Annotated in this window: 24 protein-coding genes and 2 pseudogenes; 12 read left to right on the top strand and 14 right to left on the bottom strand. The window is 68.2% G+C overall.

From position 1 onward, the window contains the following. Positions 1–116: 116 nt before the first annotated feature. The 3 genes from ABT369_RS50260 to ABT369_RS50270 all read right to left on the bottom strand — a co-directional run bounded on the left by ABT369_RS50260 (position 117) and on the right by ABT369_RS50270 (position 2,443). Positions 117–752: a YoaK family protein gene (locus ABT369_RS50260; RefSeq protein WP_350624460.1), complete on the bottom strand. Its 636-nt coding sequence runs from the start codon at positions 750–752 to the stop codon at positions 117–119. Positions 753–802: 50 nt separating this feature from the next. Continuing rightward, complete coding sequence (ald, locus tag ABT369_RS50265; protein ID WP_350624462.1) at positions 803–1,918, bottom strand: alanine dehydrogenase; 1,116 nt, start codon at positions 1,916–1,918, stop codon at positions 803–805. Positions 1,919–2,011: 93 nt separating this feature from the next. Beyond that, the gene (locus ABT369_RS50270; RefSeq protein WP_350624464.1) at positions 2,012–2,443 is read right to left on the bottom strand and encodes a cupin domain-containing protein; all 432 of its coding nucleotides are present in this window, start codon (positions 2,441–2,443) and stop codon (positions 2,012–2,014) included. Positions 2,444–2,531: 88 nt separating this feature from the next. Between ABT369_RS50270 and ABT369_RS50275 the strand changes: the two genes are divergently transcribed. Then, entirely contained in the window at positions 2,532–4,328 is a 1,797-nt protein-coding gene (locus ABT369_RS50275) for a gamma-glutamyltransferase family protein (protein WP_350624466.1), read from the top strand. Then, positions 4,325–5,260 carry a dihydrodipicolinate synthase family protein gene (locus ABT369_RS50280; RefSeq protein ID WP_350624468.1) on the top strand — a complete coding sequence of 312 codons (936 nt, stop codon included), beginning with the start codon at positions 4,325–4,327 and terminating at the stop codon, positions 5,258–5,260. Before ABT369_RS50275 ends, ABT369_RS50280 begins: the two co-directional genes overlap by 4 nt. A gap of 541 nt (positions 5,261–5,801) precedes the next feature. On the opposite strand, the gene ABT369_RS50285 is transcribed toward ABT369_RS50280, so the two are convergent. The 5 genes and pseudogenes from ABT369_RS50285 to ABT369_RS50305 form a co-directional block, all read right to left on the bottom strand. Continuing rightward, positions 5,802–7,037, bottom strand: a complete 1,236-nt coding sequence (locus ABT369_RS50285) for an acyl-CoA dehydrogenase family protein (RefSeq protein ID WP_350624470.1) — start codon at positions 7,035–7,037, stop codon at positions 5,802–5,804. After that, positions 7,037–8,068, bottom strand: coding sequence for a phosphotransferase family protein (locus tag ABT369_RS50290; protein ID WP_350624472.1), 1,032 nt, complete (start codon positions 8,066–8,068; stop codon positions 7,037–7,039). The genes ABT369_RS50285 and ABT369_RS50290 overlap by 1 nt, the downstream gene beginning before the upstream one ends. Beyond that, a complete protein-coding gene (locus tag ABT369_RS50295; protein ID WP_350624474.1) occupies positions 8,068–8,520 on the bottom strand; it encodes a MaoC family dehydratase in 453 nt (150 codons plus the stop codon). The genes ABT369_RS50290 and ABT369_RS50295 overlap by 1 nt, the downstream gene beginning before the upstream one ends. After that, entirely contained in the window at positions 8,517–9,272 is a 756-nt protein-coding gene (locus tag ABT369_RS50300) for an SDR family oxidoreductase (protein WP_350624476.1), read from the bottom strand. The genes ABT369_RS50295 and ABT369_RS50300 overlap by 4 nt, the downstream gene beginning before the upstream one ends. A gap of 26 nt (positions 9,273–9,298) precedes the next feature. Next, positions 9,299–9,687, bottom strand: a pseudogene (locus ABT369_RS50305) (SDR family oxidoreductase). 133 nt (positions 9,688–9,820) lie between these two features. Between ABT369_RS50305 and ABT369_RS50310 the strand changes: the two are divergent. Continuing rightward, the gene (locus tag ABT369_RS50310; RefSeq protein ID WP_350624478.1) at positions 9,821–10,417 is read left to right on the top strand and encodes a TetR-type transcription factor C-terminal domain-containing protein; all 597 of its coding nucleotides are present in this window, start codon (positions 9,821–9,823) and stop codon (positions 10,415–10,417) included. Between the two features lie 225 nt (positions 10,418–10,642). Further along, positions 10,643–11,032: a MerR family transcriptional regulator gene (locus ABT369_RS58090; RefSeq protein WP_502891931.1), complete on the top strand. Its 390-nt coding sequence runs from the start codon at positions 10,643–10,645 to the stop codon at positions 11,030–11,032. Here ABT369_RS58090 and ABT369_RS50320 read toward each other — a convergent pair. The 5 genes and pseudogenes from ABT369_RS50320 to ABT369_RS50340 all read right to left on the bottom strand — a co-directional run bounded on the left by ABT369_RS50320 (position 10,989) and on the right by ABT369_RS50340 (position 13,961). Further along, positions 10,989–11,657: an NADPH-dependent F420 reductase gene (locus ABT369_RS50320; protein ID WP_350624480.1), complete on the bottom strand. Its 669-nt coding sequence runs from the start codon at positions 11,655–11,657 to the stop codon at positions 10,989–10,991. The genes ABT369_RS58090 and ABT369_RS50320 overlap by 44 nt on opposite strands. Further along, positions 11,654–12,724: an LLM class flavin-dependent oxidoreductase gene (locus ABT369_RS50325; protein WP_350624510.1), complete on the bottom strand. Its 1,071-nt coding sequence runs from the start codon at positions 12,722–12,724 to the stop codon at positions 11,654–11,656. The genes ABT369_RS50320 and ABT369_RS50325 overlap by 4 nt, the downstream gene beginning before the upstream one ends. Before the next feature lie 104 nt (positions 12,725–12,828). Further along, entirely contained in the window at positions 12,829–13,017 is a 189-nt protein-coding gene (locus tag ABT369_RS50330) for a hypothetical protein (RefSeq protein ID WP_350624482.1), read from the bottom strand. 182 nt (positions 13,018–13,199) lie between these two features. Then, entirely contained in the window at positions 13,200–13,622 is a 423-nt protein-coding gene (locus ABT369_RS50335; RefSeq protein WP_350624484.1) for a (4Fe-4S)-binding protein, read from the bottom strand. A gap of 31 nt (positions 13,623–13,653) precedes the next feature. After that, positions 13,654–13,961: pseudogene (locus tag ABT369_RS50340) on the bottom strand (GNAT family N-acetyltransferase). 493 nt (positions 13,962–14,454) lie between these two features. Here ABT369_RS50340 and ABT369_RS50345 point away from each other — a divergent pair. Next, positions 14,455–14,922, top strand: a complete 468-nt coding sequence (locus ABT369_RS50345) for a MarR family winged helix-turn-helix transcriptional regulator (protein WP_350624486.1) — start codon at positions 14,455–14,457, stop codon at positions 14,920–14,922. Positions 14,923–15,043: 121 nt separating this feature from the next. Here the strand turns inward: ABT369_RS50345 and ABT369_RS50350 are convergent, their stop codons facing one another. Further along, entirely contained in the window at positions 15,044–15,802 is a 759-nt protein-coding gene (locus ABT369_RS50350) for a TetR/AcrR family transcriptional regulator (RefSeq protein ID WP_350624488.1), read from the bottom strand. 103 nt (positions 15,803–15,905) lie between these two features. Here ABT369_RS50350 and ABT369_RS50355 point away from each other — a divergent pair, with 103 nt between their 5' ends. The 7 genes from ABT369_RS50355 to ABT369_RS50385 all read left to right on the top strand — a co-directional run bounded on the left by ABT369_RS50355 (position 15,906) and on the right by ABT369_RS50385 (position 20,758). Continuing rightward, complete coding sequence (locus ABT369_RS50355) at positions 15,906–17,396, top strand: MDR family MFS transporter (protein ID WP_350624490.1); 1,491 nt, start codon at positions 15,906–15,908, stop codon at positions 17,394–17,396. Continuing rightward, positions 17,389–17,991 carry an NADPH-dependent FMN reductase gene (locus ABT369_RS50360; protein ID WP_350624492.1) on the top strand — a complete coding sequence of 201 codons (603 nt, stop codon included), beginning with the start codon at positions 17,389–17,391 and terminating at the stop codon, positions 17,989–17,991. Before ABT369_RS50355 ends, ABT369_RS50360 begins: the two co-directional genes overlap by 8 nt. A gap of 14 nt (positions 17,992–18,005) precedes the next feature. Then, positions 18,006–18,755, top strand: a complete 750-nt coding sequence (locus ABT369_RS50365) for an SDR family oxidoreductase (protein ID WP_350624494.1) — start codon at positions 18,006–18,008, stop codon at positions 18,753–18,755. Positions 18,756–18,933: 178 nt separating this feature from the next. Beyond that, positions 18,934–19,434: a hypothetical protein gene (locus ABT369_RS50370; RefSeq protein WP_350624496.1), complete on the top strand. Its 501-nt coding sequence runs from the start codon at positions 18,934–18,936 to the stop codon at positions 19,432–19,434. Further along, on the top strand, positions 19,431–19,676 hold the full coding sequence (locus ABT369_RS50375; RefSeq protein WP_350624498.1) for a hypothetical protein: 246 nt from the start codon (positions 19,431–19,433) through the stop codon (positions 19,674–19,676). Before ABT369_RS50370 ends, ABT369_RS50375 begins: the two co-directional genes overlap by 4 nt. Positions 19,677–19,988: 312 nt before the next feature. Next, positions 19,989–20,180: a hypothetical protein gene (locus ABT369_RS50380; RefSeq protein WP_350624500.1), complete on the top strand. Its 192-nt coding sequence runs from the start codon at positions 19,989–19,991 to the stop codon at positions 20,178–20,180. Next, positions 20,162–20,758: a GGDEF domain-containing protein gene (locus tag ABT369_RS50385; RefSeq protein WP_350624502.1), complete on the top strand. Its 597-nt coding sequence runs from the start codon at positions 20,162–20,164 to the stop codon at positions 20,756–20,758. Before ABT369_RS50380 ends, ABT369_RS50385 begins: the two co-directional genes overlap by 19 nt. Positions 20,759–20,833: the final 75 nt, after the last annotated feature.

Here is a 20,833-nt window from a genome sequence, read left to right on the forward strand (position 1 = left end):
GAACGTGTCGGCCGACCGCCCACGACCCGGGTGCAATGGCCGGCGGTTTCGAACGCCGCCCAGAGGCTGGCCGGGGAATCACTGCGGCGCAGCCCCTACGGCGCAGGGATGGCCTATCATACGCGGGAAATCCGGCCACCCAGCACTGCTACCGCCGCAACGATCAGGCCGGCGACGAGCAGGCCCGCACTCGCATGCCAGTGCAGCAACGCCGCTCCGACCGCCGCTCCGCCCAGGATCAGCACGACCGCTGTCACCCGCCGGGTACCCAGGCCCTGGTCCGCGTGCGCCGCGGGTGGCAGCGTCAGTCCGGCCGCCCAGGCAGTGATCGTGGAGGTGACAACGACGGTGGTGACGTCTTTGACGGCGATATGCCGCGCGGTGGCCGCCTGGACGCCCATCGCCGCGCCGAGCACCGTGGCCACAGTGACCTGCATGCTCTTGGCCGGATCCGTTACGCCAAGCAGTACGGCACCACATGCCAACAGGAGGCCGGCCGTCAGCGTGAGCAACCCGGTGGTTCGCCACGACCAGCCGGCGCTGCGCCCGCGTAGGGTCCAGCCGGCCAGGGCTGCTCCGATAATGAAGCCGCCCAGCGCCAGCAGCGGACCGACTACCGAGAGCTCCTCCGCCCCGGCAAGCGCCATCCCGAGGATGACGACGTTGCCCGTCATGTTCCCGGTGAAGACCCGGTCCAGCCCGAGGTAGCCCACCGCGTCAACCACACCGGTGGAAAATGTCAGGGCGAGCATCAAGGCCAGGTGGACGCGGCTTGATATCACTGCTCCACCCGCGTTGTGCGTCACGTGATCGCCGAGGCGAGGTCGTGGACCTCGATGCCAAGGGCCTCCCCGACCGCGGGGTTTATCAGGTTGCCACCATAGGTATTCAGGCCCAGCGCCAGGGACCGGTCTGCTCCCAGGGCCGCCTTCCAGCCATGGTCCGCCAACTCAGTAACATAGGGCAGAGTCACGTTCGTGAGCGCGTAGGTCGATGTATTCCCGACCGCCCCAGGCATGTTCGCCACACAGTAGAACACGGTTTCGTGGACCGGATAGGTCGGCTCGGCGTGCGTCGTGGGGCGCGAATCCTCGAAGCAACCCCCTTGGTCGATCGCGATGTCGACGAGGACCGCGCCCGGCTTCATCCGGGCTACGAGCGCGTTGGACACCAGTTTCGGAGCGGCAGCACCCGGGACCAGGACAGCCCCGATGACGAGATCTGCGTCGAGACACTCCCGCTCGATGGCATATTCGCTTGCGACGATGGTCCGCACGCGGCTTGCGAAGAGCTGGTCGGCCCGCTGCAATGCAGCGAGGCTGCGGTCAATCACCGACACGTCGGCGCCCATCCCGACGGCGATCCGCGTCGCGTTGAGCCCGGCGACACCGGCGCCGATGACCACAACCTTGGCCGCGGGCACACCAGTGACCCCGCCCAGCAGCATGCCCCGGCCGCCATACGGGCGTTGCAGGGCCGCGGCGCCGACCTGGGGCGCCAAACGTCCGGCAACTTCGGACATCGGTGCCAGAAGAGGCAGCGTGCGATCCGCCGACTGGACGGTCTCGTACGCAATGCCGGTCACACCCCGGTCGAGGAGCTCCCGCGCAAGAGCCCGGTCCGCGGCCAGGTGCAAGTACGTGAATAGGACCAGTCCGTCGCGGAGGCGGTGGTACTCCGGTTTGATCGGTTCCTTCACCTTGAGGACCATCTCGCTGTCGCTCCACACGCGGTCCGCGTCGTGCTCGACAGCCGCACCGGCGTCCATGTACTCCTTATCGGCGATGAAGGAGCCTTGGCCCGCCTGGGCCTCGACAACGACGGAGTGCCCGCGCAGCACCAGCTCGCGCACGCCGGCCGGGGTGATGGCCACGCGGTACTCGTGGTTCTTGATCTCTTTCGGGACGCCTATTTTCATGGCTTACTACAACTCACCTTCTGTCTGGCGGCATCACGGCGGAGCCGCGGCGCAGCCATACGCCGCGGCTGGCAATTCGCCTCGCCGAAGTGCTCAGTCCTGCCCGGTCGTCACCGACAGCAGCGGATTGGTCGTGTAACCCCGGTCGTTCGACTCCGTCGCGAGGGTGGACGGGCTGGGCGACGGCTCGCTGATCAGCTCGATGATGTAATGCGTGACGGGGTGGTCCTCGAGGTTCTGGATGCGGTGCGGGACCATCGGGCCGCCGCTGCCGACCGTCTTGAACATCACAAAGCCCGCCTCGGCCACCTGCGAGACGGTCCAGTCGTCGTCGCCGTACTGCATTGCCCGGGCGCGCCCGGCATCGGGCCAGATGATGACGTGGTCGTGCTCGTGTTGATGGAAGTCGTAGATTCCGCCGTTCGCGGCCAGGGTCATCGTCCAGACGCGCACCCGCTCGTTCTCGAAGATCAGTGTGTCGCCCGGGGCGGTCGGGAACGTCTGGTTGCCGTGGTCATGGGTCATACCCGTCATCCTCCTCGTCGATCATCCGCCGCCACACTGTAACTGATTGCATCCAACTTTTGCACCATCAGATGCAATACTTCCTCACATGACCACTGACCCCCCGCTCCTGGCCCGACCGAACCTCCACGGGACGTTCGGAGCGTGCGCCTCCACGCACTGGATCGCCTCGGCCGTCGGTCTGGGGGTGCTGGAACGTGGCGGCAACGCCTTCGATGCCGCCACGGCAGCGGCGTTCGTGCTCCATGTCGTCGAGCCACACTTGAACGGGCCCGGCGGTGACCTCGTCGCGATCGTGGCCCCCGCCGGCGGCGAGCCGGCCGTGCTGTGCGGGCAGGGACCCGCGCCGGCCTGCGCCACGATCAGCCATTACACGCGAGAAGGCCTCACGGCTGTACCCGGCTCCGGGGCACTGGCCGCAGCGGTGCCCGGTGCCGTGGACGGTTGGCTGCTGCTCCTGCGCGACTACGGCACCTGGGGCCTCGGCGACATCCTCGAATACGCGATCCACTACGCCGAGAACGGACATCCCGTGCTCGGCCGGGTCGTGGATGTCATCGCCGCTGTCCGCGACCTCTTCGTCGACCACTGGCGCACATCGGCTGACCTATGGTTGCAGCACGGCGCGCCGCCCCGTACCGGGGAACTGTTCACCAATCGCTCCTACGCCCGTACGCTGCGCCGCCTACGCGACGAGGCAATCCTTGCTGCAGGCCGTGGTGCCGACCGGCGCGCGGTCATCGACGCGGCGCGCCGGACCTGGGCGAGGGGATTCGTCGCGCAGTCCATCCATCGTTTCGTGGCCGACACCCCGCATCTACACTCGACCGGCGGGGTGCATCGGGGCGTCCTCGATTCGGTGGACCTGGCCCGCTACCAGGCGCACTTCGAGGCTCCGGTCAGCATCGAATTCCGAGGCCATCGAATCCTGAAGGCCGGTGCCTGGAGCCAAGGTCCCGTGCTTTTACAAACGCTAGCGATCCTGGATGCCTACAGCAACGCGGAACTGGACGTCGATACGGCCGACGGGGTGCACCTCGCAGTCGAAGCGATGAAACTCGCATTCGCCGACCGCGACGCCTATTACGGCGACGGCCTCAACCCGCAGATTCTGGACACCCTGCTCTCCCCCGCGTATGCGGCGACCCGCCGACAGCTGATCGGCAAGCTCGCATCCGTCGTGGTGCGCCCGGGTCACTTCCCCGGACTGCCGGCACCGTTCTCCGCGCTGCTCGAACGGGCGGACGGACCGACGTCCGAGGCGACCGGCGAGCCGACCGTCCGGCCCACCGGAGAGGTCCGGGGAGACACGTGTCACGTGGACGTCATCGATCGCTGGGGCAATGCCATCTCGGCCACGCCGTCGGGCGGATGGCTGCAGTCCTCCCCCACCATCCCGGAGTTGGGTTTCTGCCTCGGTACCCGGCTGCAGATGACCCATCTCGATGCGGCGAGTCCGTCCGCGCTCAGGCCGGGCATGCGGCCGCGCACGACGCTGTCCCCGACCATTGTCACGACCACCGACACGATCACCGCGCTCGGGACGCCCGGCGGGGACCAGCAGGACCAGTGGCAGCTGCTCTACCTGCTACGTACGCTCACCGCCGGCTACGGGGCGCAGGAGGCGATCGAGGCGCCCGCATTCCACACTACGAGCTTCCCAGGCAGCTTCTGGCCGCGAACCTGGGAGCCCGGCGGGCTCGTGATCGAGAACCGCGTCATGCCGGAACTACTGGCCGACCTGGACGGTCGCGGCCATCTCATCAACCGATCGGGAGCCTGGTCGCTGGGCCGGCTGTCGTCCGTACGGCTGGACAGGTCGACCGGGCTCATTACCGCCGCCGCCAACCCGCGCGGTGCCCAGGGATACGCGGTCGGCCGGTGAGCGCGACCAGCCACGTACGCCCGAGGGTGCCGCTGTGGGCGATGCTGGCGACGCCATTCGTCGGCTGGGACGCACGGGTTGACGAGGGTTCCATGCGGCGGTACTGCCACGCAGTCGTCGAACGCGGATGCGGTGCCCTGGTAGTCCTGGGCGTCATCGGCGAGCCCGACACGCTCGACGCCGCAGAGAAGCATCAGGTCGTCCGCACGGCGCTGGAATCCGGCGATGTGCCGGTGTACGCCGGGCTGATGACCGCGGACCCGCGCCGTCGCCTGGCGGATGCGGCAGCACTGAACCGCGCCTTCGGCCGGGACATCGCCGGCTACCTGGTACCTGTCGACACACCGAACGCGGCGATGCTCGCCGGTCGCCTGTGTGAGCTGCAGCGGGTGGTTCAGCGCCCCCTGGTGGTTCAGGACTACCCTGCCTCGACCGGCGTCTCTATCGCGGTACCCGACCTCGTCCGCGCGGTCCGGGATTGCCCGGAGGTCACGGCGATCAAGTGCGAGGCGGCACCAACATTCGACCGAATCCGTGCGCTGGGGGCACTCGTACCGGATGTCGCACTGATATCCGGGCTCGGCGGCCTGAGCCTACTGGATGATCTTGCGCAGGGAGCGACTATCGCGGCGTGTGGAATCTCCCGCCCCGAGGTGATCGCCCGCGCTGTGCAGCGGTGGTGTCGAGGCGACGACGCCGGCGCGCGGCAGCTCGTCAATTCGATCGGGACCACAATCGGCTTCGAGATCCAGGCAGGGACGAGCATCGCCATCCGGAAGGAGCACTGGCGCCGCCAAGGGGTACTTTCCACCGCGGTCGTGCGCCCGCCGACCAGACCCTACGAGGCCTACCTGCAGTCGCTGAGCGAGGCACACGGGTTTGTGGACAGCGGGCAGCGTACGCTGCCCGGTCCGACCGACCGCTCTCAGTGAGCGCCGGACAGAGCGGCGAACGCCTGCTCGGCGAGCCGTTCCGCCCATACCGGCCTACGCCTCTGATGCCGTCACTCACATCCCGAAAGATTTGTAATAGATGCCTGGTTCGTTCGACCCGAGTGGGTTTGGTGGCGCCGATGATGGTGACGATCGGTTCAGGTGCGTGGTGGGGTTCGTAGTGCTGGGCCCGTTTGAGGGGCCAGCCGGCGACTTTTCGTTTGATGACCCGGGGGTTGGATCGTCGTCGTTCGGGTAGGAGGCGGTGGCTGAGCTCAGCGAGCGTGACGGTGAGAGCGCGGGCGAGTTTGCCGGGGGGAAAACGCCGCCTGGTCGGTGACCTGGCGGCGTGCGACTCGCAGTGAGCGGATGAAGGAGATCCGGTAGGCGGCGGGGCTGCGGTAGCCGAGGCTGGAGTTCGGCGCTGGGTGTTGTACCAGCCTTCGATGTACTCGAATACCGGCAGCCCTGGCCCACCCGTCAAGCCGCCTACCACGCTCTGCCATGAACGTACAGACTCGCTCACGCAGCTCGTCGCGGGTCACCGGCCCTCACCTCGTCTTTTGCTCTGTCGCCGCAGCTCGGCTTTCGCCAGCGCGTTCTTGTGCACTTCGTCCGGTCCATCGGCGAACCGGAGCGTGCGGATGCCTGCGTACGCCGAGGCCAGTGGAAAGTCCTGCGAGAGGCCACCGGCACCATGGACCTGGATGGCCTTGTCGAGGATCCACTGCACCGTGGACGGCGTGGCGATCTTGATCGCCTGGATCTCGGTGTGGGCGCCCTTGTTGCCAACCGTGTCCATCAGCCACGCGGTCTTGAGCACCAGCAGGCGCAGCTGCTCGATGCGGACACGGGACTCCGCGATCCAGTCCCGGATGACGCCCTGCTCCGCCAGTGGCTTGCCGAACGCGACCCGCTCGTCTGCGCGGGCGCACATCAGCTCAATGGCCCGCTCGGCGACGCCGATGGAGCGCATGCAGTGGTGGATCCGGCCAGGGCCAAGCCGGGCCTGGGCGATGCCGAACCCATCGCCTTCTCCGGCGATCAGGTTCGATACCGGGACGTGCACATCCTCGAAGGTCAGCTCGGCGTGCCCGCCGTGGTCATGATCGTCGTACCCGAAGACCTCCATGCCGCGCTCGACCGTGAGCCCGGGAGTGTCCCGCGGCACCAGTAGCATCGACTGTTGCCGGTGCCGCTCCGCGCTCGGGTCGGTCTTGCCCATGACGATGAAGATCTGCGCGTTCGGGTTCATCGCGCCGGTGATCCACCACTTTCGGCCGTTAACGACGTATTCGTCTCCGTCGCGCTCGATGCGGGTGGCGATGTTGGTGGCGTCGGAGGAGGCGACAGCGGGCTCGGTCATCGCGAATGCCGACCGGATCTCGCCGGCCAGCAGCGGGTCCAGCCACTCCTTGCGCTGCGACTCGTTGCCGAAGAGGGCGAGCACCTCCATGTTGCCGGTGTCGGGAGCCGAGCAGTTGAGGGCCGCCGGCGCCAGGTGCCCGCTGCGGCCGGTGATCTCGGCCAGTGGTGCGTACTGCAGGTTGGTCAGCCCCGCACCGTGCTCACCGGGCAGGAAGAGGTTCCAGAGCCCTCGCGCGCGGGCTTCGGTGCGGAGCTCCTGCAGCACCGGCACGGAGTCCCAGGCCCACCTGTGGTCGAGAGCTGCCAGCTGCTCGCGGAATACCGTCTCGGCGGGGTGGACCTGCGTGTCCATGAAGTCGAGAAGCTTCTCGCGTAGCTTTTCGGTCGTGCGGTCGAATCCGAAGTCCATCAGGACTGCTCCTTCAATGCCGAAAGACCACCGTCGAGCAACGGGTGAATCGCGTCGCCGATGTGGTCGAAGCCCTCGCCAACGGTCTGACCGTGGACGTAGCGGTAGTGGATGCCCTCGATGATTCCCGCGAGTTTCAATGACGCGAGCCCGAGGTAGAACCCGAACCGGGAGAGGTCACGGTCGCTGGATGCCGAGTAGCGCTCGATGGTCTCGGCCTCGGACAGGAACCCGGGCGCGGAGGCGTAGTCCACCATCTTGCCGGGGAGAGTCTCACCGAGACGGCCGTAGACGAGCATCAGCGCCAGGTCGGTGAGCGGGTCGCCGAGCGTCGCCATCTCCCAGTCGATGACGGCGGCCGGCTGATCCTCGGCGTCGGTGATGACGTTGTCGAGTCGGAAGTCCCCGTGCACGATGCCGGTCGCCGACTCCGCCGGGATGTCGGCGACCAGGCGCGCGTAGAGCTCGTCGGCGGCCGGCAGGTCGCGCGTGTACGACGCGTTCAGCTGCTTCTTCCATCGGTGCACCTGACGGGTGAGGAATCCCTCGGGTTGGCCGAAGTCGCTCAGCCCCACGGCAGCCGGATCGACCTTGTGCAGGCCGGCGAGCGTGTCGATGAGATCGACGGCGATCGCCCGCGTCCGGTCGACACCCAGTGCCGCCAGCTCGCTCGCGTAGCGGTAGGTGCTGCCCTCGACGCGCTCCATCACGTAGAAGGGAGCGCCGAGGACGGTGGCCTCCTCGCAGAACGCGTACGTCGTGGGCACCGGGACGCTCGTGTCTTGAAGTGCCGACATCACGCGGTATTCGCGCGCCATGTCGTGGGCTGTTGCTAGCACGTGGCCGAGCGGTGGCCGGCGGAGGATCCAGGTGCTGGTGCCATCGGTGACCTCGTAGGTCAGGTTCGACTTGCCACCGACGATCAGCGTCGCAGTCAGGTCGCTCCCGGCGCCTGGCACGGCAGCGGGCAGCCAGGCCCCGAGCCTGGTGAGGTCGAGCCCCGGTGGGTCGGTTACCTCGATGGCGGACATCAGGGCACCAGCACGGTGACGGTTTCGACGACGCACGCCGGCTTGTCGCCGTCCTCGCGCTCGATGGTGACTCGGGCGACGGCCTGGTACCCACCCCCGCCCGGGGTGACCGAGAGCAGCTCGACGCCTGCACGCACACGAGAGCCCACAGTCACCGGGGAGGGGAAGCGCAACTTGTTGGCGCCGTAGTTGATGCCCATCGTCAGGCCTTCGATCCTGTAGACCTGCCAGACCAGCATCGGCACGAGGCTGACCGTGAGGTACCCGTGCGCGATGGTTGCGCCGAACGGCCCCTGGGCGGCCTTCTCCTGGTCGACGTGGATCCACTGGTGGTCACCCGTCGCCTCGGCGAACAGGTCGATCTGTTCCTGGGTGATCGTATGCCACTCGGAGTAGCCAAGGTGGGAACCGACCGCCTGCTCGAGCTCTTCGATCCCCTCGAAAATCCTCACGCCTTCGGCCCTCCAGCGACGTACAGGACCTGGCCGGACACGAAGCCGGCGCCCTCGCTGACGAAGAACGACACCGCGTGCGCGACGTCCGCCGGCGTGCCAGTGCGCGCTACCGGGATCTGCTGCGCCGCGCCGGCCTTGAAGTCCTCGAACGGGATCCCCATGCGCTCGGCGGTCGCCGCCGTCATCTCGCTCTCGATGAAGCCCGGCGCGATCGCGTTGGCGGTCACGCCGAACTTGCCCAGTTCCAGGGCCAGGGTCTTGGTAAAGCCCTGCAGGCCGGCCTTGGCGGCCGCGTAGTTGACCTGACCGCGGTTGCCCAGCGCCGAGGTGCTGGACAGGTTCACGATCCGGCCGAAGCCGGCCTTGGTCATGTAGCCCTGGACGGCACGCGACATCAGGAACGAGCCACGCAGGTGCACGTTCATCACCGCGTCCCAGTCTGCGACCGTCATCTTGAACAGCAGGTTGTCGCGGATGATGCCTGCGTTGTTCACCAGGACGGTCGGCTCGCCGAGCTCAGCGGCGACCCGCTCGACCGCTGCGGCAACAGCCTCCTCGTCGGCGACGTCGACACCCACGGCCAGCGCACGACCCCCGGCCGCCTCGATCTGGTCGACGACCGGTTTGCAGACCCCCTCGTCGAGGTCGAGCACGGCGACGGGGAAGCCGTCGTCGGCCAGGCGGCGGGCAACGACGGCGCCGATGCCGCGCGCGGCTCCGGTCACGACCGCGGTGCGGGTGATGGTCATCAAGAGGCTCCTGTCGTTGAGGGGGTTCACTCGACGCCGGCGGTCAGCGTCACGCCACCGTCGATGACGACGGTCTGGCCGGTCAGCCACGCCGCGTCGTCGGACAGCAGGAAGGCCACGGCCCCACTGATGTCCTCCGGCACGCCGAGCCGCTTGAGCGGATACGCTTGACGCGCCTGCTCCTCGCGTCCGCGTACAGTGCTGTGGCGAACTTGGTCCTCGCCATGGCCGGAGCGACGCCGTTGACTCGGATGTCCGGACCGAGCTCGACGGCCAGCAGTTCGGTGATCGAGTTCAGCATCGCCTTGGTGGCACCGTAGAACCCGATGTTGGGCGCCGTGCGGATGCTCGACACCGACGACACGTTGACGATCGCGCCGCCGTGCTCACGAATCCACGCGACGACTTCGGGCATCAAGACCCTCCAGGTTACTAAGCGCTTGCTTAGCGCTAAGGTAGCCTCAGGAGCCCGATCACCGGAAGACGAGGCCGACGATTAGCGCCGTTGCACACGTCACAGGCTTGGCCGCACGAATGATGGACCCGCGATGACACACAACTCCGACCTTCCGCGGGCAGATGCGACCCGAGCACGCCTCCTCGATGCCGCCATCGAGGCGTTCGCGAACAAGGGCTTCCATGGCACGACCACGCGCGACATCGCCGCTGCCGCTGGGATGAGCCCGGCGGCTCTCTACGTGCACCACAAGTCGAAGGAGGAGCTGCTCTACCTGATCTCGCGCAACGGGCACGAGGACACCCTGCGTCTGGTGCGCGACGCTATCGCCTCCTCGGAGGTCCCGGTGGAGGCGCTCCGCCAGGTCATCCACGATTTCGCCGTCTACCATGCCGAGGGGCACACCCGAGCCCGCATCGTGAACTACGAGCTCGCCGCCCTGACACCGGAGCACTACGGCGAGATCCGCGAGATCCGTCGCGATATCGAAGGCGAGCTGCGCCAGCTCGTCGAGCGCGGCGTCGTTTCCGGCGCGTTCGATGTACCCGACACCCACCTGGCCGGCGTGGCTCTATTGTCGCTGGGCATCGACATTGCCCGCTGGTACCGCGAGGGTCAGCTCTGGAGTCCCGAGTGGATCGGGGAGAGCTACGCCAAGATCGCCCTCCGCATCGTGGGTGCCGACTGAGGCGTTTCCGGCGCAGCGATTCGGACGCAGCGCACTCAGCCCTGATCCACCGATGGGGTTGTGAACAACACTGCGCTGAATTTGATGCGATAACCCGCGAGCTGGAAAGATCGAGGTTCTTCAGGCTTCTTTCGTCCAGTCCGGTACGGCGCGGACAGGGTGAGGTTAGCGGACATGCCGGCGGACGAGACCACATGCACCTGGTGAGCGTGGGAAGGACACGAGGTGGCCTGGAGCAAACGCGAGCTCGCGGAACTCGCCGGCACCACCGTGAGCACCATCCGGCACTACCACCGGGTCGGCCTGCTCGACGAGCCCAAGCGCAGGTACAACGGGGTACAAGCAGTACGGAGTGCAGGATCTGGTACGCCCTGCTGCGCATCCGGCGGATCGCCGAGTTGGGCGTGCCGCTCTCACAGATCGCAGAGGTCGGCGCGGGCGGGGACAGCGCGGCGGAGGCACGGTGTAGGCGCTGATCGGTCCCGTGCTTTCGAGCGTGACCGTTACGGATGCACCGGTGCCGTCTGTGAACGCTTGCGTCATCTGTCTGTTCTTTCAAACGGTTTCCGGTTCAGGTTCGGTCCTCGAACGCGGCTGAGGCCGAGGCTGCGGTGAGGGTTCGCAGCTCGGCGGCCTCGATGTTCGCTCCGAATGCAGCAGTCCCGGGCTCGAGGCGGGCGCCGGCCGCGAGGGAGCCGATCGCAACGGCGTCGAATCCGAACGCGTTGATCAGCTGTGACACCGCGGCGACGTCCTCGGGAGAGTCGCCGGCTATCGCGATCGCCTTGCGCCCGGGACGCCCTGCGGGACGAGCCTCGTCCTCGAGGTCGTGATAGCCCATGTGGTTCAGGGCCTTCACGACACGCGCGCCCGTCAGGAACCGCTGCACGGCATCGCTCGAAGACACACCGGGCGGGGCGATCGTGTCGCGGGGGCCGTCGATCTCCCACCAGTGGTTCATCGCATCCACGACGAGCTTCCCCCTCAGCGCGTCTGCCGGGAGGTTGCGGTGCTTGCTGAGCGGGAGCGCAAGGATCACCACGTCGGCGGCCGCCGCGACCTCGGTCGGCCAAACGGCAGTCGCGCCGGGGGTCAGAACCTCAGTGGTCAGCGCGATCCTCGCAGGATCTCCGGAGCCGGCGATCAGGACACGGTAGCCTGCGGCGACGGCCAGGCGTGCCAGGACGGTGCCGACCTTCCCGGCACCCAGGATGCCGATGGTGGTGACATGAGAGGTCATCGTGTCACCCGCGCCGTGACCGCGGACTGCTCGGCCAGAAGCTCACGCACCCGCGGGATGACCTGCGTGCCGTACAGCTCGACCGACCGCATCCGCGCGGAGGCGGAGACCGTCCCGGCGGCCGAGTAGATCATGTCGAAACGGCCCACGTCCAGCACCCGGATCGCGCGGGCGATCTTCGCCGCGACGGTCTCGACCGAGCCGACGTACAGCGAGCCGTGCTCTACGTCGGCATCGAACTCCCGCCGCTGGATCGGCGGCCAACCGCGCAACGCGCCGATCCGATCGCGGATCTCCCGGTAGCCGGGGTAGAACAGCTCCCTGGCCTCCTCGTCGGTCGCGGCGACGAAGCCGGGCGAGTGCACCCCGACCGGCTGAGCGGTCGTGCCGAGCTGCTGGTGCGCGCGTCGGTACAGGTCCACGTACGGAGCGAAGCGATCGGGTGCGCCACCGATGATGGCGAGCATGAGCCGGAACCCATAGTGCGCGGTGCGGAGCACCGACTGCGGCGACCCGCCCACTCCCACCCAGGTGTTCAGACGTCCCGAGTCCGTCTTCGGGTAGACGTCCGCGTCCTGCAGGGAGGCGCGAGTGGTGCCCTCCCAGGTCACCGGCTTTTCGTCCAGGAGTCGGTGGAACAGGTCGATCTTCTCCTCGAACAGCACCTCGTAGTCCTTCAGGTCGTACCCGAACAGCGGGAACGATTCGGTGAACGAGCCTCGCCCGAGGATCACCTCGGCGCGACCGCTGGAGAGCGCGTCGACCGTGGCGAAGCGCTGGAACACTCGCACTGGATCATCCGAGGACAGCACCGTCACCCCCGACGCGAGCCGGATGCGCTTCGTGGCGGTCGCGATGCCGGCGAGCACCGTCTCCGGACTGGAGATCGCGTACTCCGGCCTGTGGTGCTCACCCAAGGCGACCACGTCGATGCCGATCTGGTCGGCCAGCACAGCCTCGGCCACTACCGCGCGGATCGCCTCCGCGTGCGAGACGATCGCCCCCTGGTCATCACGGGGGCGGTCTCCGAAACTGTCGATACCGAACTCGATCTGCGAGGCATCCATCGTATGCAGCTCCTTCAATGTTTCGTCTCTTCTGTGCCCGCCGATGCCTCTCAGGAGGCGCGAACGGGCCCTCCGTCCGGTGATCTGCGCCAGCTCGCGACCGGTCAGCTCCACGTGTCGTCGCCGTCTTCCAGCAACTCCCGGACCCGCGGGGCCGCCCGTTCACCGAACAGCGAACCGCGTTCAGAACTCCTGCCGGCCGGCCGCACCAGGACCTCATGCACCGCGAACCGCGGGTGCCTCGTCACCGCGAAGACGACGGCCTCTGCGACATCGGTGGCCGTGACCTCCACCTGCTGTTCCCGGACGCGTCGAGGATTGCACCGCGTGTCGTACCCGACCAGGGCCCGCGTTGGGCGGCGAAACATCGACGACGCGCAGCACCTCAGTGGTGCCGTACTCGGATGATTGCACGATGCGGAGCACCTGCTCGATTCTTGGCTCATCCGGGGAACCGACAGGCCGGGATGTCGGGTCAGCCCTGCGGTATCTGACCGCAAGGCCCCGCGTGATCGCAGTACGGCTGCTCGCGGCTCCGCCCGCAACCGCACAGGACGGCCCTGGTCTCAGCGCGCGCGCCTTGCGGCGTGCCCACCCTCAACTCACCGCGCACGATCAACTGTCCGATGGAGTTGCACGTGATCTGCGTGGGCCGGTCCGGGGTCTCCGCCCCGCCGTCCACGAGTTCGTACTGCAACGCTCCGGAGGGACAGCGCCGCACCACTTCGGCCAGTCGCTCGGCCTCGGCACCGTCGGGCCGGATCCACGGGCGCCGACCCGGGTCGAAGACCTCCGGCAAACCGCGGACGCACTCGGCGGCGTGCAGGCAACGCCTAGCCTCAAAGGTCACGGTGATCGACTGGCCCTCGTACGCCTTCTTCGCGGTTCCGCTGCTCATACCGACCTCCGTCGCTGCCATGCCCGTCTGTTCAGTCGCTGACCCTGCTGCGGGACTGGTACACCAGGTCCTGGTACTCGGGGTGCCGGGCGATCCACCCCGCGAAAAATGGGCAGGTGGGCAGGACCAGCAGGCTCGCGGCACGGGCCTCGTCGAGGGCGGCGCGGGCTAGGCCGCCCCAACTCCCCTGCCCTCGTACTCCGGCGAGACCTCGGTGTGTACGAACGCGATGAGTTCCGTGGTGCGGATGTACTGCGCGACGCCCGCGACCCTGGACGCTCCCTCGACCCGAGCCTCGTACCGCTTGGCTTCGGGAACATCGCTCACGTTCACTACCACGTGTCCTCCATCTCATGGGATTCCCTTCCAGAGCTTCGCGTCCGTGGGCCTCAGGCTGCACATCGAAACCTCGATGCCGGTAGCCGGCCAGGTGCGGCTGACCGGACGGCGACCCCCAAACCGACTTTGTTGACGCGTCCCCTACACTAGACGGAGATGGTTGATGCGCCAACTAGTTCCCCGAGTCGTCGGTTGCCTGCACTACCGGGCGGACTGCGGTAGCGCATGGGTGACCCCGCGCCGCGTCTCACCGGTCCGGCACTGCCGTCAAAACCGTGACCAAGTGCGATCCCCGCTCCGACGAGGATCACCGCAGCCCCATCACCTCGGCACCCGGAGGGGCGACGCCCGACCACGGGCCCCTTCCGCGCACGGCCGCAAGCCGTGGGGCGTCAAGCATGCCAACGCTCGCCACACACCGGATCTTGCGGACATTGATCCGTCGGGGTGTCCGACAGACATGAGCCGTGCACGATGTGGCTACGCTCCCCGCATGGACGCAACGCCCCGCTGGCTCACCTCGGAACAGCAGGCCGCCTGGGACAGTTTCATCCGCATGCAGGAGAAGCTCATCGGACGACTCTCCCGCCGAGTCCAGGCCGACTCCGGCATGTCCGCCGCCGACTACGTCGTGTTGGTCAAACTTACCGAAACCAGCGGCGGACGGATGCGCTTCATGGAGCTGGCAAAGCTGGTGGAGTGGGAGAAGAGCCGCATGTCCCACCAAGTCCGGCGGATGACAGAGCGCGGATTGGTGGCCAAGGAGGAATGTCCCGACGACGGACGCGGAGCGTTCATCGTCGCCACCCCAGCCGGCTTCAAGGCGATCGAAGACGCGGCACCCATGCATGTCGAACATGTCCGCCGACTGTTCATCGACGCCCTCAGCCAGGAAGAACTCGACATGCTCGCCAGGATCTCGGACCGCGTCCTTGCACATATGGAGAAGCAGCCCGACTGACCGGTCAAGCGACAAATAGATACGGACGCACTGGCTCCACTCCAACAACACCGCGTCCTACTCGGCCAACCAACTGGGCTACCGAACCATGATCAGAGACACGGAAACCGACGCCGGAGTCTTACCCCGTCGTCGTGTCGGGTAGGGCGGCGGCGATGCCGTTGAGTACATGGTTGAGGCCGTATTGGAAGCGTGCGTCGGGTGATAGGTGGGAAAGCCGTCCCTCGCGGATGGTGCGGTTGAACAACGGATACTGCTCGGACTCGACGACGTGTCTGACGTACGGTCCGACGTACTGGGCCATCCACTGCTTGCGGTTCATACCCGTGTGCCGGGCGTGGTCGAGCCAGCCGATCTCGTCGCGGACCGCGCTGGCGACGTAGTCGCCGACCATGCCGCAGAGGCTGGTCATCTCGTCGATGTGCAGGCCGAACCCGTCGAGTGCGCTGAGCGCGAAGTCGTAGACCCGCAGCGAGTTGGGGCCGAGGGTGGGGCGCCGGGTAAGCGTCGCCTGCCAGGGATGGCGCAGACCGACCGCGCGGGTCTGGTGTGCCACCAGCGAGAGGTCAGCGCGCCAGTCACCGCTGGGCCGCTCGGGCAGTTCGATCTCGCCGACCACCGCGTCGAGCATGAGGTCGATCAGGTCGTCGCGCTTGGGCACGTACCGGTACAGCGACATGGCGCCGGTGCCCAACTCCTGGGCGACCCGGCGCATGGTCGCGGCGTCCAGCCCCTCGCGGTCGGCGACGTCGACGGCGGCCTGGGTGATCTGGGCCCGGCTGTATCCGGGCCGGCGACCCGGCCCGGACCGCTCGACGTTCTCCGGGCGCATCCAGATGCTGACCTGAGCCTCGGCGGCGGACATCTCGGCGGCGGACATCACACCTTCCTTTCTTGCGTACATGGTACTCGAAAAGCTAGCGTCATTTCGAGTACAACGTACGCGATTGGAGCCGATCGTGAGTCGATCTTTATATGTGGGCATGGTCGGAGTGATCCTCGGCATGATCACGGCCCCACTGGACGGCATGATGCTCGGGCCCGCGCTGCCGGTCATCGTGGGTGACCTCGGCGGCCTGGAGCACTTCTCCTGGGTCGTGACGGCCTACCTGGTCGCCATGGCCACCTCGACACCGATCTGGGGCAAGCTCGGCGACCTGTACGGCCGCAAGTGGGCGTACCTGGCCGCGATCACCCTGTTCCTGCTCGGGTCCGGACTGTCCGGCGCGGCGCAGAACATGACCCAGCTCATCGGCTTCCGGGCAGTGCAGGGCCTTGGCGGTGGCGGCCTCATGGTCGGCGCCCTCGCACTCATCGCCGAACTGGTGCCGCCACGCCAGAGCGGCCGGCTCATGGGCCTGTTCGGCGCGATGATGCCCGTCGCCTTCATCGCCGGCCCCCTGCTCGGCGGCCTGTTCGCCGACCACCTGAGCTGGCGGTGGGCCTTCTACATCAACATCCCGCTCGGCGTCGCCGCCGTGCTGCTCATCGCCACCACCATTCCGGCCGCGCCCCGACGGACCAAGACCCGCATCGACGTCCTGGGCGTCGTCCTACTCGCCACCGCGCTGGTCGCGTTGAGCCTGCTGGCGAGTTGGGCCGGCAGCCAGTACGCCTGGATCTCGGCACCGATCGCCGCGCTCGCCGTGGTGAGCCTCGCCGCTCTGGCGGCCTTCGTTGCCGTCGAGCGACGCGTGGCCGAGCCGGTCGTCCCGCTGCGGCTGTACGGCAACCGCAACTTCACCCTTGCCCAGATCCTGCGGCTGCTCGCCGGCGCCGGGATGATGGTCTTCGCCACCTTCCTGCCGCAGTACCTGCAACTCGCCAAGGGCGTCTCCGCGACCGCGAGCGGCATGCTGATCCTGCCAGCGATGCTCGGCATGGTCCTCGTGCTGATCGTCAGCGGCCAGCTCATCAGCCGCACCGGCCGCTACCGCGCGTATCCGATCCTCGGCGGCACGCTGCTGGCCGGCGGGATGCTCGTGCTGCTCGCACTTGGGCCGGACACCGACGTCGCGCTCGCGTCGGCGCTGACGCTGTTCGCCGGCGCCGGCGTGGGCCTGCTGATGCAGAGCACCACGATCGTCACCATCAACAGCGCACCGCCGCGTGACATGGGCGCGGCCAGCGGCTCGGTCACGCTGTGGCACACCATGGGCGCCTCGCTCGGCGCCGCCGCGCTCGGCGCCCTCTACACCAACCGCCTGCACCACACGCTCGACGACCGGCTCGGCGCCGCCGACACCGGCCAGATCCTCTCCGGCGGCAAGCTGACCGCCAGCGTCGTCCGCCAGCTCCCGGCCGCCACCCAGGACGCGGTACACGCCGCGGTCACCAGCGGCGTCCACGCCATCGCCCTCGCCGGCGCGGCCCTCGGCGCGGTCGCGTTCGCGCTCGCCTGGCTCATCCGCGAAACACCGCTACGGAACGACCGTCCCACACCTACCCCCGTTCTGGAGAAGACTCATGTCTGACCACCGACTACAGCTGGCCGTCATCCTCGGCAGCATCCGAGACGGACGCATCGGCCCGACCGTCGCCAACTGGTTCGCCGGCGAGGCCGATCGCCGCGACGACGTCCTGGTCGACCGCGTCGACCTGGCCGACGTGCCGATCGGCTCGGCCGCACCGACAATGACACCCCCGCCCGAGGTGTTGGCGGCGCTGCGCGAGCTGACCCCGCGCTTCGACGCCGCCGACGCGTTCGTCGTGGTGACCCCGGAGTACAACCGCAGCTATCCAGCCGGGCTGAAGAACATCATCGACTGGCACAACACCCAGTTCCACGCCAAACCCGTGGCGTTCGTGTCCTACGGCGGGATCTCCGGCGGCCTGCGCGCGGTCGAGCACCTGCGTGCCGTCTTCACCGAGCTGCACGCTGTCACCACCCGAGACACGGTCAGCTTCCACAACGTGTGGGAACAATTCGACGGCGACGGCAGGCCCAAAGACCCGCAGCGACCCGCCGCCGCAGCCGAGACCCTCCTCGACCAGGTGGCCTGGTGGGCGCGGGCCCTCAAGCACGCCAGAGCTACCACCCCCTACCGGACGCTGAACACGGCGCGATGAGCAGGGAGGCGAACATGACGACACTCGCCGGGAAGACGGCGCTGGTCACCGGTGGCAGCCGAGGAATCGGCCGGGCCATCGCCAAACGCCTCGGACGTGACGGCGCCCGCGTCGCCGTGCACTACGGCAACAACGAAGTGGCGGCGAAGGAAACCGCCGCCGCGATCGAGGCCGCCGGCGGCCAGGCGTTCACCATCCAAGCCCGACTCGGCGTGCCGGGCGACGCCGAGACGCTGTGGGCCGCATTCGACGCCCAAGCCGACGGCCTTGACATCCTCATCAACAACGCCGGAATCCTTGGCGACCAAGCCGAAATCCAGGACATCACCGGCAGCAACTTCGACCACGTCTTCGCGGTCAACACCCGGGCGCCGTTCTTCATCAGCCAACACGGGCTGCGACGACTGCGCGACGGCGGCAGGATCATCAACATCGGCACGATGCTGAGCCACGGCTCCGCCATGCCCAGATCGATCACCTACGCCATGTCCAAAGGAGCACTCGACGTCCTCACCCAGATGCTCGCCAAGCAACTCGGCCCACGCGGCATCACCGTCAACACCGTGGCTCCCGGCGTCATCGACACCGACATGCACGAGGGACGGCTCGTCGGCGACGCTCTGGCCTGGCTGTCATCCCTGTCACCAATGGGCCGAATCGGAACGCCTGAGGACGTCGCCGACACGGCAGCTTTCCTAGCCTCGGACGACAGCCGTTGGGTGACCGGCCAATGGATCGACGTCAGCGGCGGCACGCTGCTGTAGCGAGCCGCGCAACCACGACCTGATTGAGATCATCGCCAGAAGCATGCTCAACCGCGAAACAGACAGGGCCTCGGCCAACGCCGAGGCCCTGTGCCACTGCCGAACAAGATCCACGCGTGAGACACAGCGCCCCTGGACAACTTGACAGATCACATAACCGGCCCGGTTCCGAGAGTCGATGCGTCCCGGTCGAGTGTTGTTCGCCGGGCACGTCGGCTACATCTACCAGGGCGGCGGCTACCGTGTCGCCGGGCGCAGTGCCCGGCGCACCCAGTGGCAGCTGCCGGACGGCGTCTACCTCAACGGCGTCACGATGCAGAAGATCCGCGGCCAGAAGCCCGGCCACGAGGCCGCTGAGCGGCGCCTCGTGCAGCGGTACGGGGCCCGGCCGATCCGCGCCGGGGAGCAGCCGGCCGCCTGGCTCCGCGACGCGGTCCGCGACGATCCGTCGGTCGGGCTGCGCCTGGTCCAGCACCGCGGCTGCCACCGGTACCTGCGGGTCCTCGGCACCGCCCGGCAGGCCGCCCAAGTCAAAATCAATCGCAGGTTGCGGGCGGACTGGGCGTCCCTCGACGACCGCGAGGCGCTGCCGGTCGGACCGTACCCGAAGCACCCCGACCGCCCGAACCGCGGCGTCCCTGCGGCCCGCAGCGCCGCCGCAGGCCGGACCGTCGGATGACTACCCGGGTCGGCGAGGATCTCGCGGCTCGAGTCCGGGCCCTGCTTGCCGGCCTCGGCGACGGCGAGACGACCCGCGCGCAGCGGTACCAGCTGTGGACGGCCGTGCTCGGCCTCCTGCACGCGGGAGGGTTCGCTGGGCTGGGTGGCCCCCACGGCCCCGGCGCAGACGCGGCCGGCGGGCGCGGCTGCGTCAGGCGCACGCGTACGAGCAACTGGCCGAGCCGGGACTCACCCGGCTGAGTGCGGGTGAACGCATCCACTGGCTGTACATCAGCGCGCAGGACGTGACCGACATCGAGTGGCTCTCCCTCCTTGCCGAGATCGTCGAAGACCCCGCAGCACAGGCGCTCGCGTAGCCCAGCCCTCGGCCGCGCCCGGAGCGCTGAGCTGGCCGGCCGGCCCCGGACACGGTGGTTGCCCGGCACCGGAAGCCGTCCGGGGCGGCGCCCGACCGAACTGCGGGCACGGCTCCCATCGCCACACCGACACCAAGATCGATCAACGGTCCGCCCCGAGGGCGGGCCGCTTCCTCTGTGCTGTAAAGGAGACGTCATGCATCACCTTGCTGTTGGCTTGCTGGTCTGCGCTGCCGGACTCCTCCAGGTGGCCGCGGCCGCCTGGTTCTGGCGCCGACTGGCCACGACGCTCGGCACCGACGACCTCACCGGCCTGCGCAACCGGGCCGGGCTGCACGCGCCCTGCGTGATTTCCGGTTGGCCCCAGGCGTGCTGCTGCTGGACCTGACCGGGTTCAAGGCGGTCAACGACCGGCTCGGTCACGACACCGGCGATGCGCTGCTGCGCGGGGTCGCCGCCGAACTGGCCGAATTCGCCGCCCGGCTGGGCGGTGTAGCCGGCCGGCTCGGCGGCGACGAATTCGTTGTGCTGCTCCCGCATCTCACCCGCAGCGGCCTCATCGACGCCGCCGCCGCCGTGCGGAACGCGGTCGCCCGCGCGGTGCCCGTCAACCCCGGCGGTGAGCCGCCCCGCCCGGCAGGACAAGCGGCGCCGGCCGTGTCCTGCGTGGTCGGGCTGGCCCTGCCCGATGCGCTGCCGGATCGCGACCGGCCGTTCCGGGCGGCGGACATCGCCCTGTACCACGCCCGGCACCGGCACCAGCCGTATGCGCTCTACCGGCCCGGCATGACCCACCCGGCGGCCGCCGACCGGCACGGGCACCGGTTGCGTGACCGCCGTCCGGCGGCGGTGCCGGTCGTGTTCGACGCCGCAGCCTTCGATGTCCACACGGAGGCCGACTACACCGCCAGCGGCGACATCACCGACGCCGACCTGGCCATGCACGGCCTAGGTGACTGGTGTTAAACGATGGTCTGACCCTCCGGGTCAGACCATCGTTTTGTATCTATTCGGGGTAGTGTGTCCGGGTGGTGTTGGGTA

It is taken from the genome of Dactylosporangium sp. NPDC000244, from assembly GCF_040300725.1.
Classification (GTDB): domain Bacteria; phylum Actinomycetota; class Actinomycetes; order Mycobacteriales; family Micromonosporaceae; genus Dactylosporangium.

Excerpts from the sequence above, each read along its gene's own strand:
- ABT369_RS50260 (WP_350624460.1), bottom strand. The coding sequence starts at position 752 with ATGCTCGCCCTGACATTTTCCACCGGTGTGGTTGACGCGGTGGGCTAC.
- ald (WP_350624462.1), bottom strand. The coding sequence starts at position 1,918 with ATGAAAATAGGCGTCCCGAAAGAGATCAAGAACCACGAGTACCGCGTG.
- ABT369_RS50270 (WP_350624464.1), bottom strand. The coding sequence starts at position 2,443 with ATGACCCATGACCACGGCAACCAGACGTTCCCGACCGCCCCGGGCGAC.
- ABT369_RS50275 (WP_350624466.1), top strand. The coding sequence starts at position 2,532 with ATGACCACTGACCCCCCGCTCCTGGCCCGACCGAACCTCCACGGGACG.
- ABT369_RS50285 (WP_350624470.1), bottom strand. The coding sequence starts at position 7,037 with ATGGACTTCGGATTCGACCGCACGACCGAAAAGCTACGCGAGAAGCTT.
- ABT369_RS50290 (WP_350624472.1), bottom strand. The coding sequence starts at position 8,068 with ATGTCCGCCATCGAGGTAACCGACCCACCGGGGCTCGACCTCACCAGG.
- ABT369_RS50300 (WP_350624476.1), bottom strand. The coding sequence starts at position 9,272 with ATGACCATCACCCGCACCGCGGTCGTGACCGGAGCCGCGCGCGGCATC.
- ABT369_RS50310 (WP_350624478.1), top strand. The coding sequence starts at position 9,821 with ATGACACACAACTCCGACCTTCCGCGGGCAGATGCGACCCGAGCACGC.
- ABT369_RS50320 (WP_350624480.1), bottom strand. The coding sequence starts at position 11,657 with ATGACCTCTCATGTCACCACCATCGGCATCCTGGGTGCCGGGAAGGTC.
- ABT369_RS50325 (WP_350624510.1), bottom strand. The coding sequence starts at position 12,724 with ATGGATGCCTCGCAGATCGAGTTCGGTATCGACAGTTTCGGAGACCGC.
- ABT369_RS50335 (WP_350624484.1), bottom strand. The coding sequence starts at position 13,622 with ATGAGCAGCGGAACCGCGAAGAAGGCGTACGAGGGCCAGTCGATCACC.
- ABT369_RS50345 (WP_350624486.1), top strand. The coding sequence starts at position 14,455 with ATGGACGCAACGCCCCGCTGGCTCACCTCGGAACAGCAGGCCGCCTGG.
- ABT369_RS50350 (WP_350624488.1), bottom strand. The coding sequence starts at position 15,802 with ATGTCCGCCGCCGAGATGTCCGCCGCCGAGGCTCAGGTCAGCATCTGG.
- ABT369_RS50355 (WP_350624490.1), top strand. The coding sequence starts at position 15,906 with ATGGTCGGAGTGATCCTCGGCATGATCACGGCCCCACTGGACGGCATG.
- ABT369_RS50360 (WP_350624492.1), top strand. The coding sequence starts at position 17,389 with ATGTCTGACCACCGACTACAGCTGGCCGTCATCCTCGGCAGCATCCGA.
- ABT369_RS50365 (WP_350624494.1), top strand. The coding sequence starts at position 18,006 with ATGACGACACTCGCCGGGAAGACGGCGCTGGTCACCGGTGGCAGCCGA.
- ABT369_RS50370 (WP_350624496.1), top strand. The coding sequence starts at position 18,934 with ATGCGTCCCGGTCGAGTGTTGTTCGCCGGGCACGTCGGCTACATCTAC.
- ABT369_RS50375 (WP_350624498.1), top strand. The coding sequence starts at position 19,431 with ATGACTACCCGGGTCGGCGAGGATCTCGCGGCTCGAGTCCGGGCCCTG.
- ABT369_RS50380 (WP_350624500.1), top strand. The coding sequence starts at position 19,989 with ATGCATCACCTTGCTGTTGGCTTGCTGGTCTGCGCTGCCGGACTCCTC.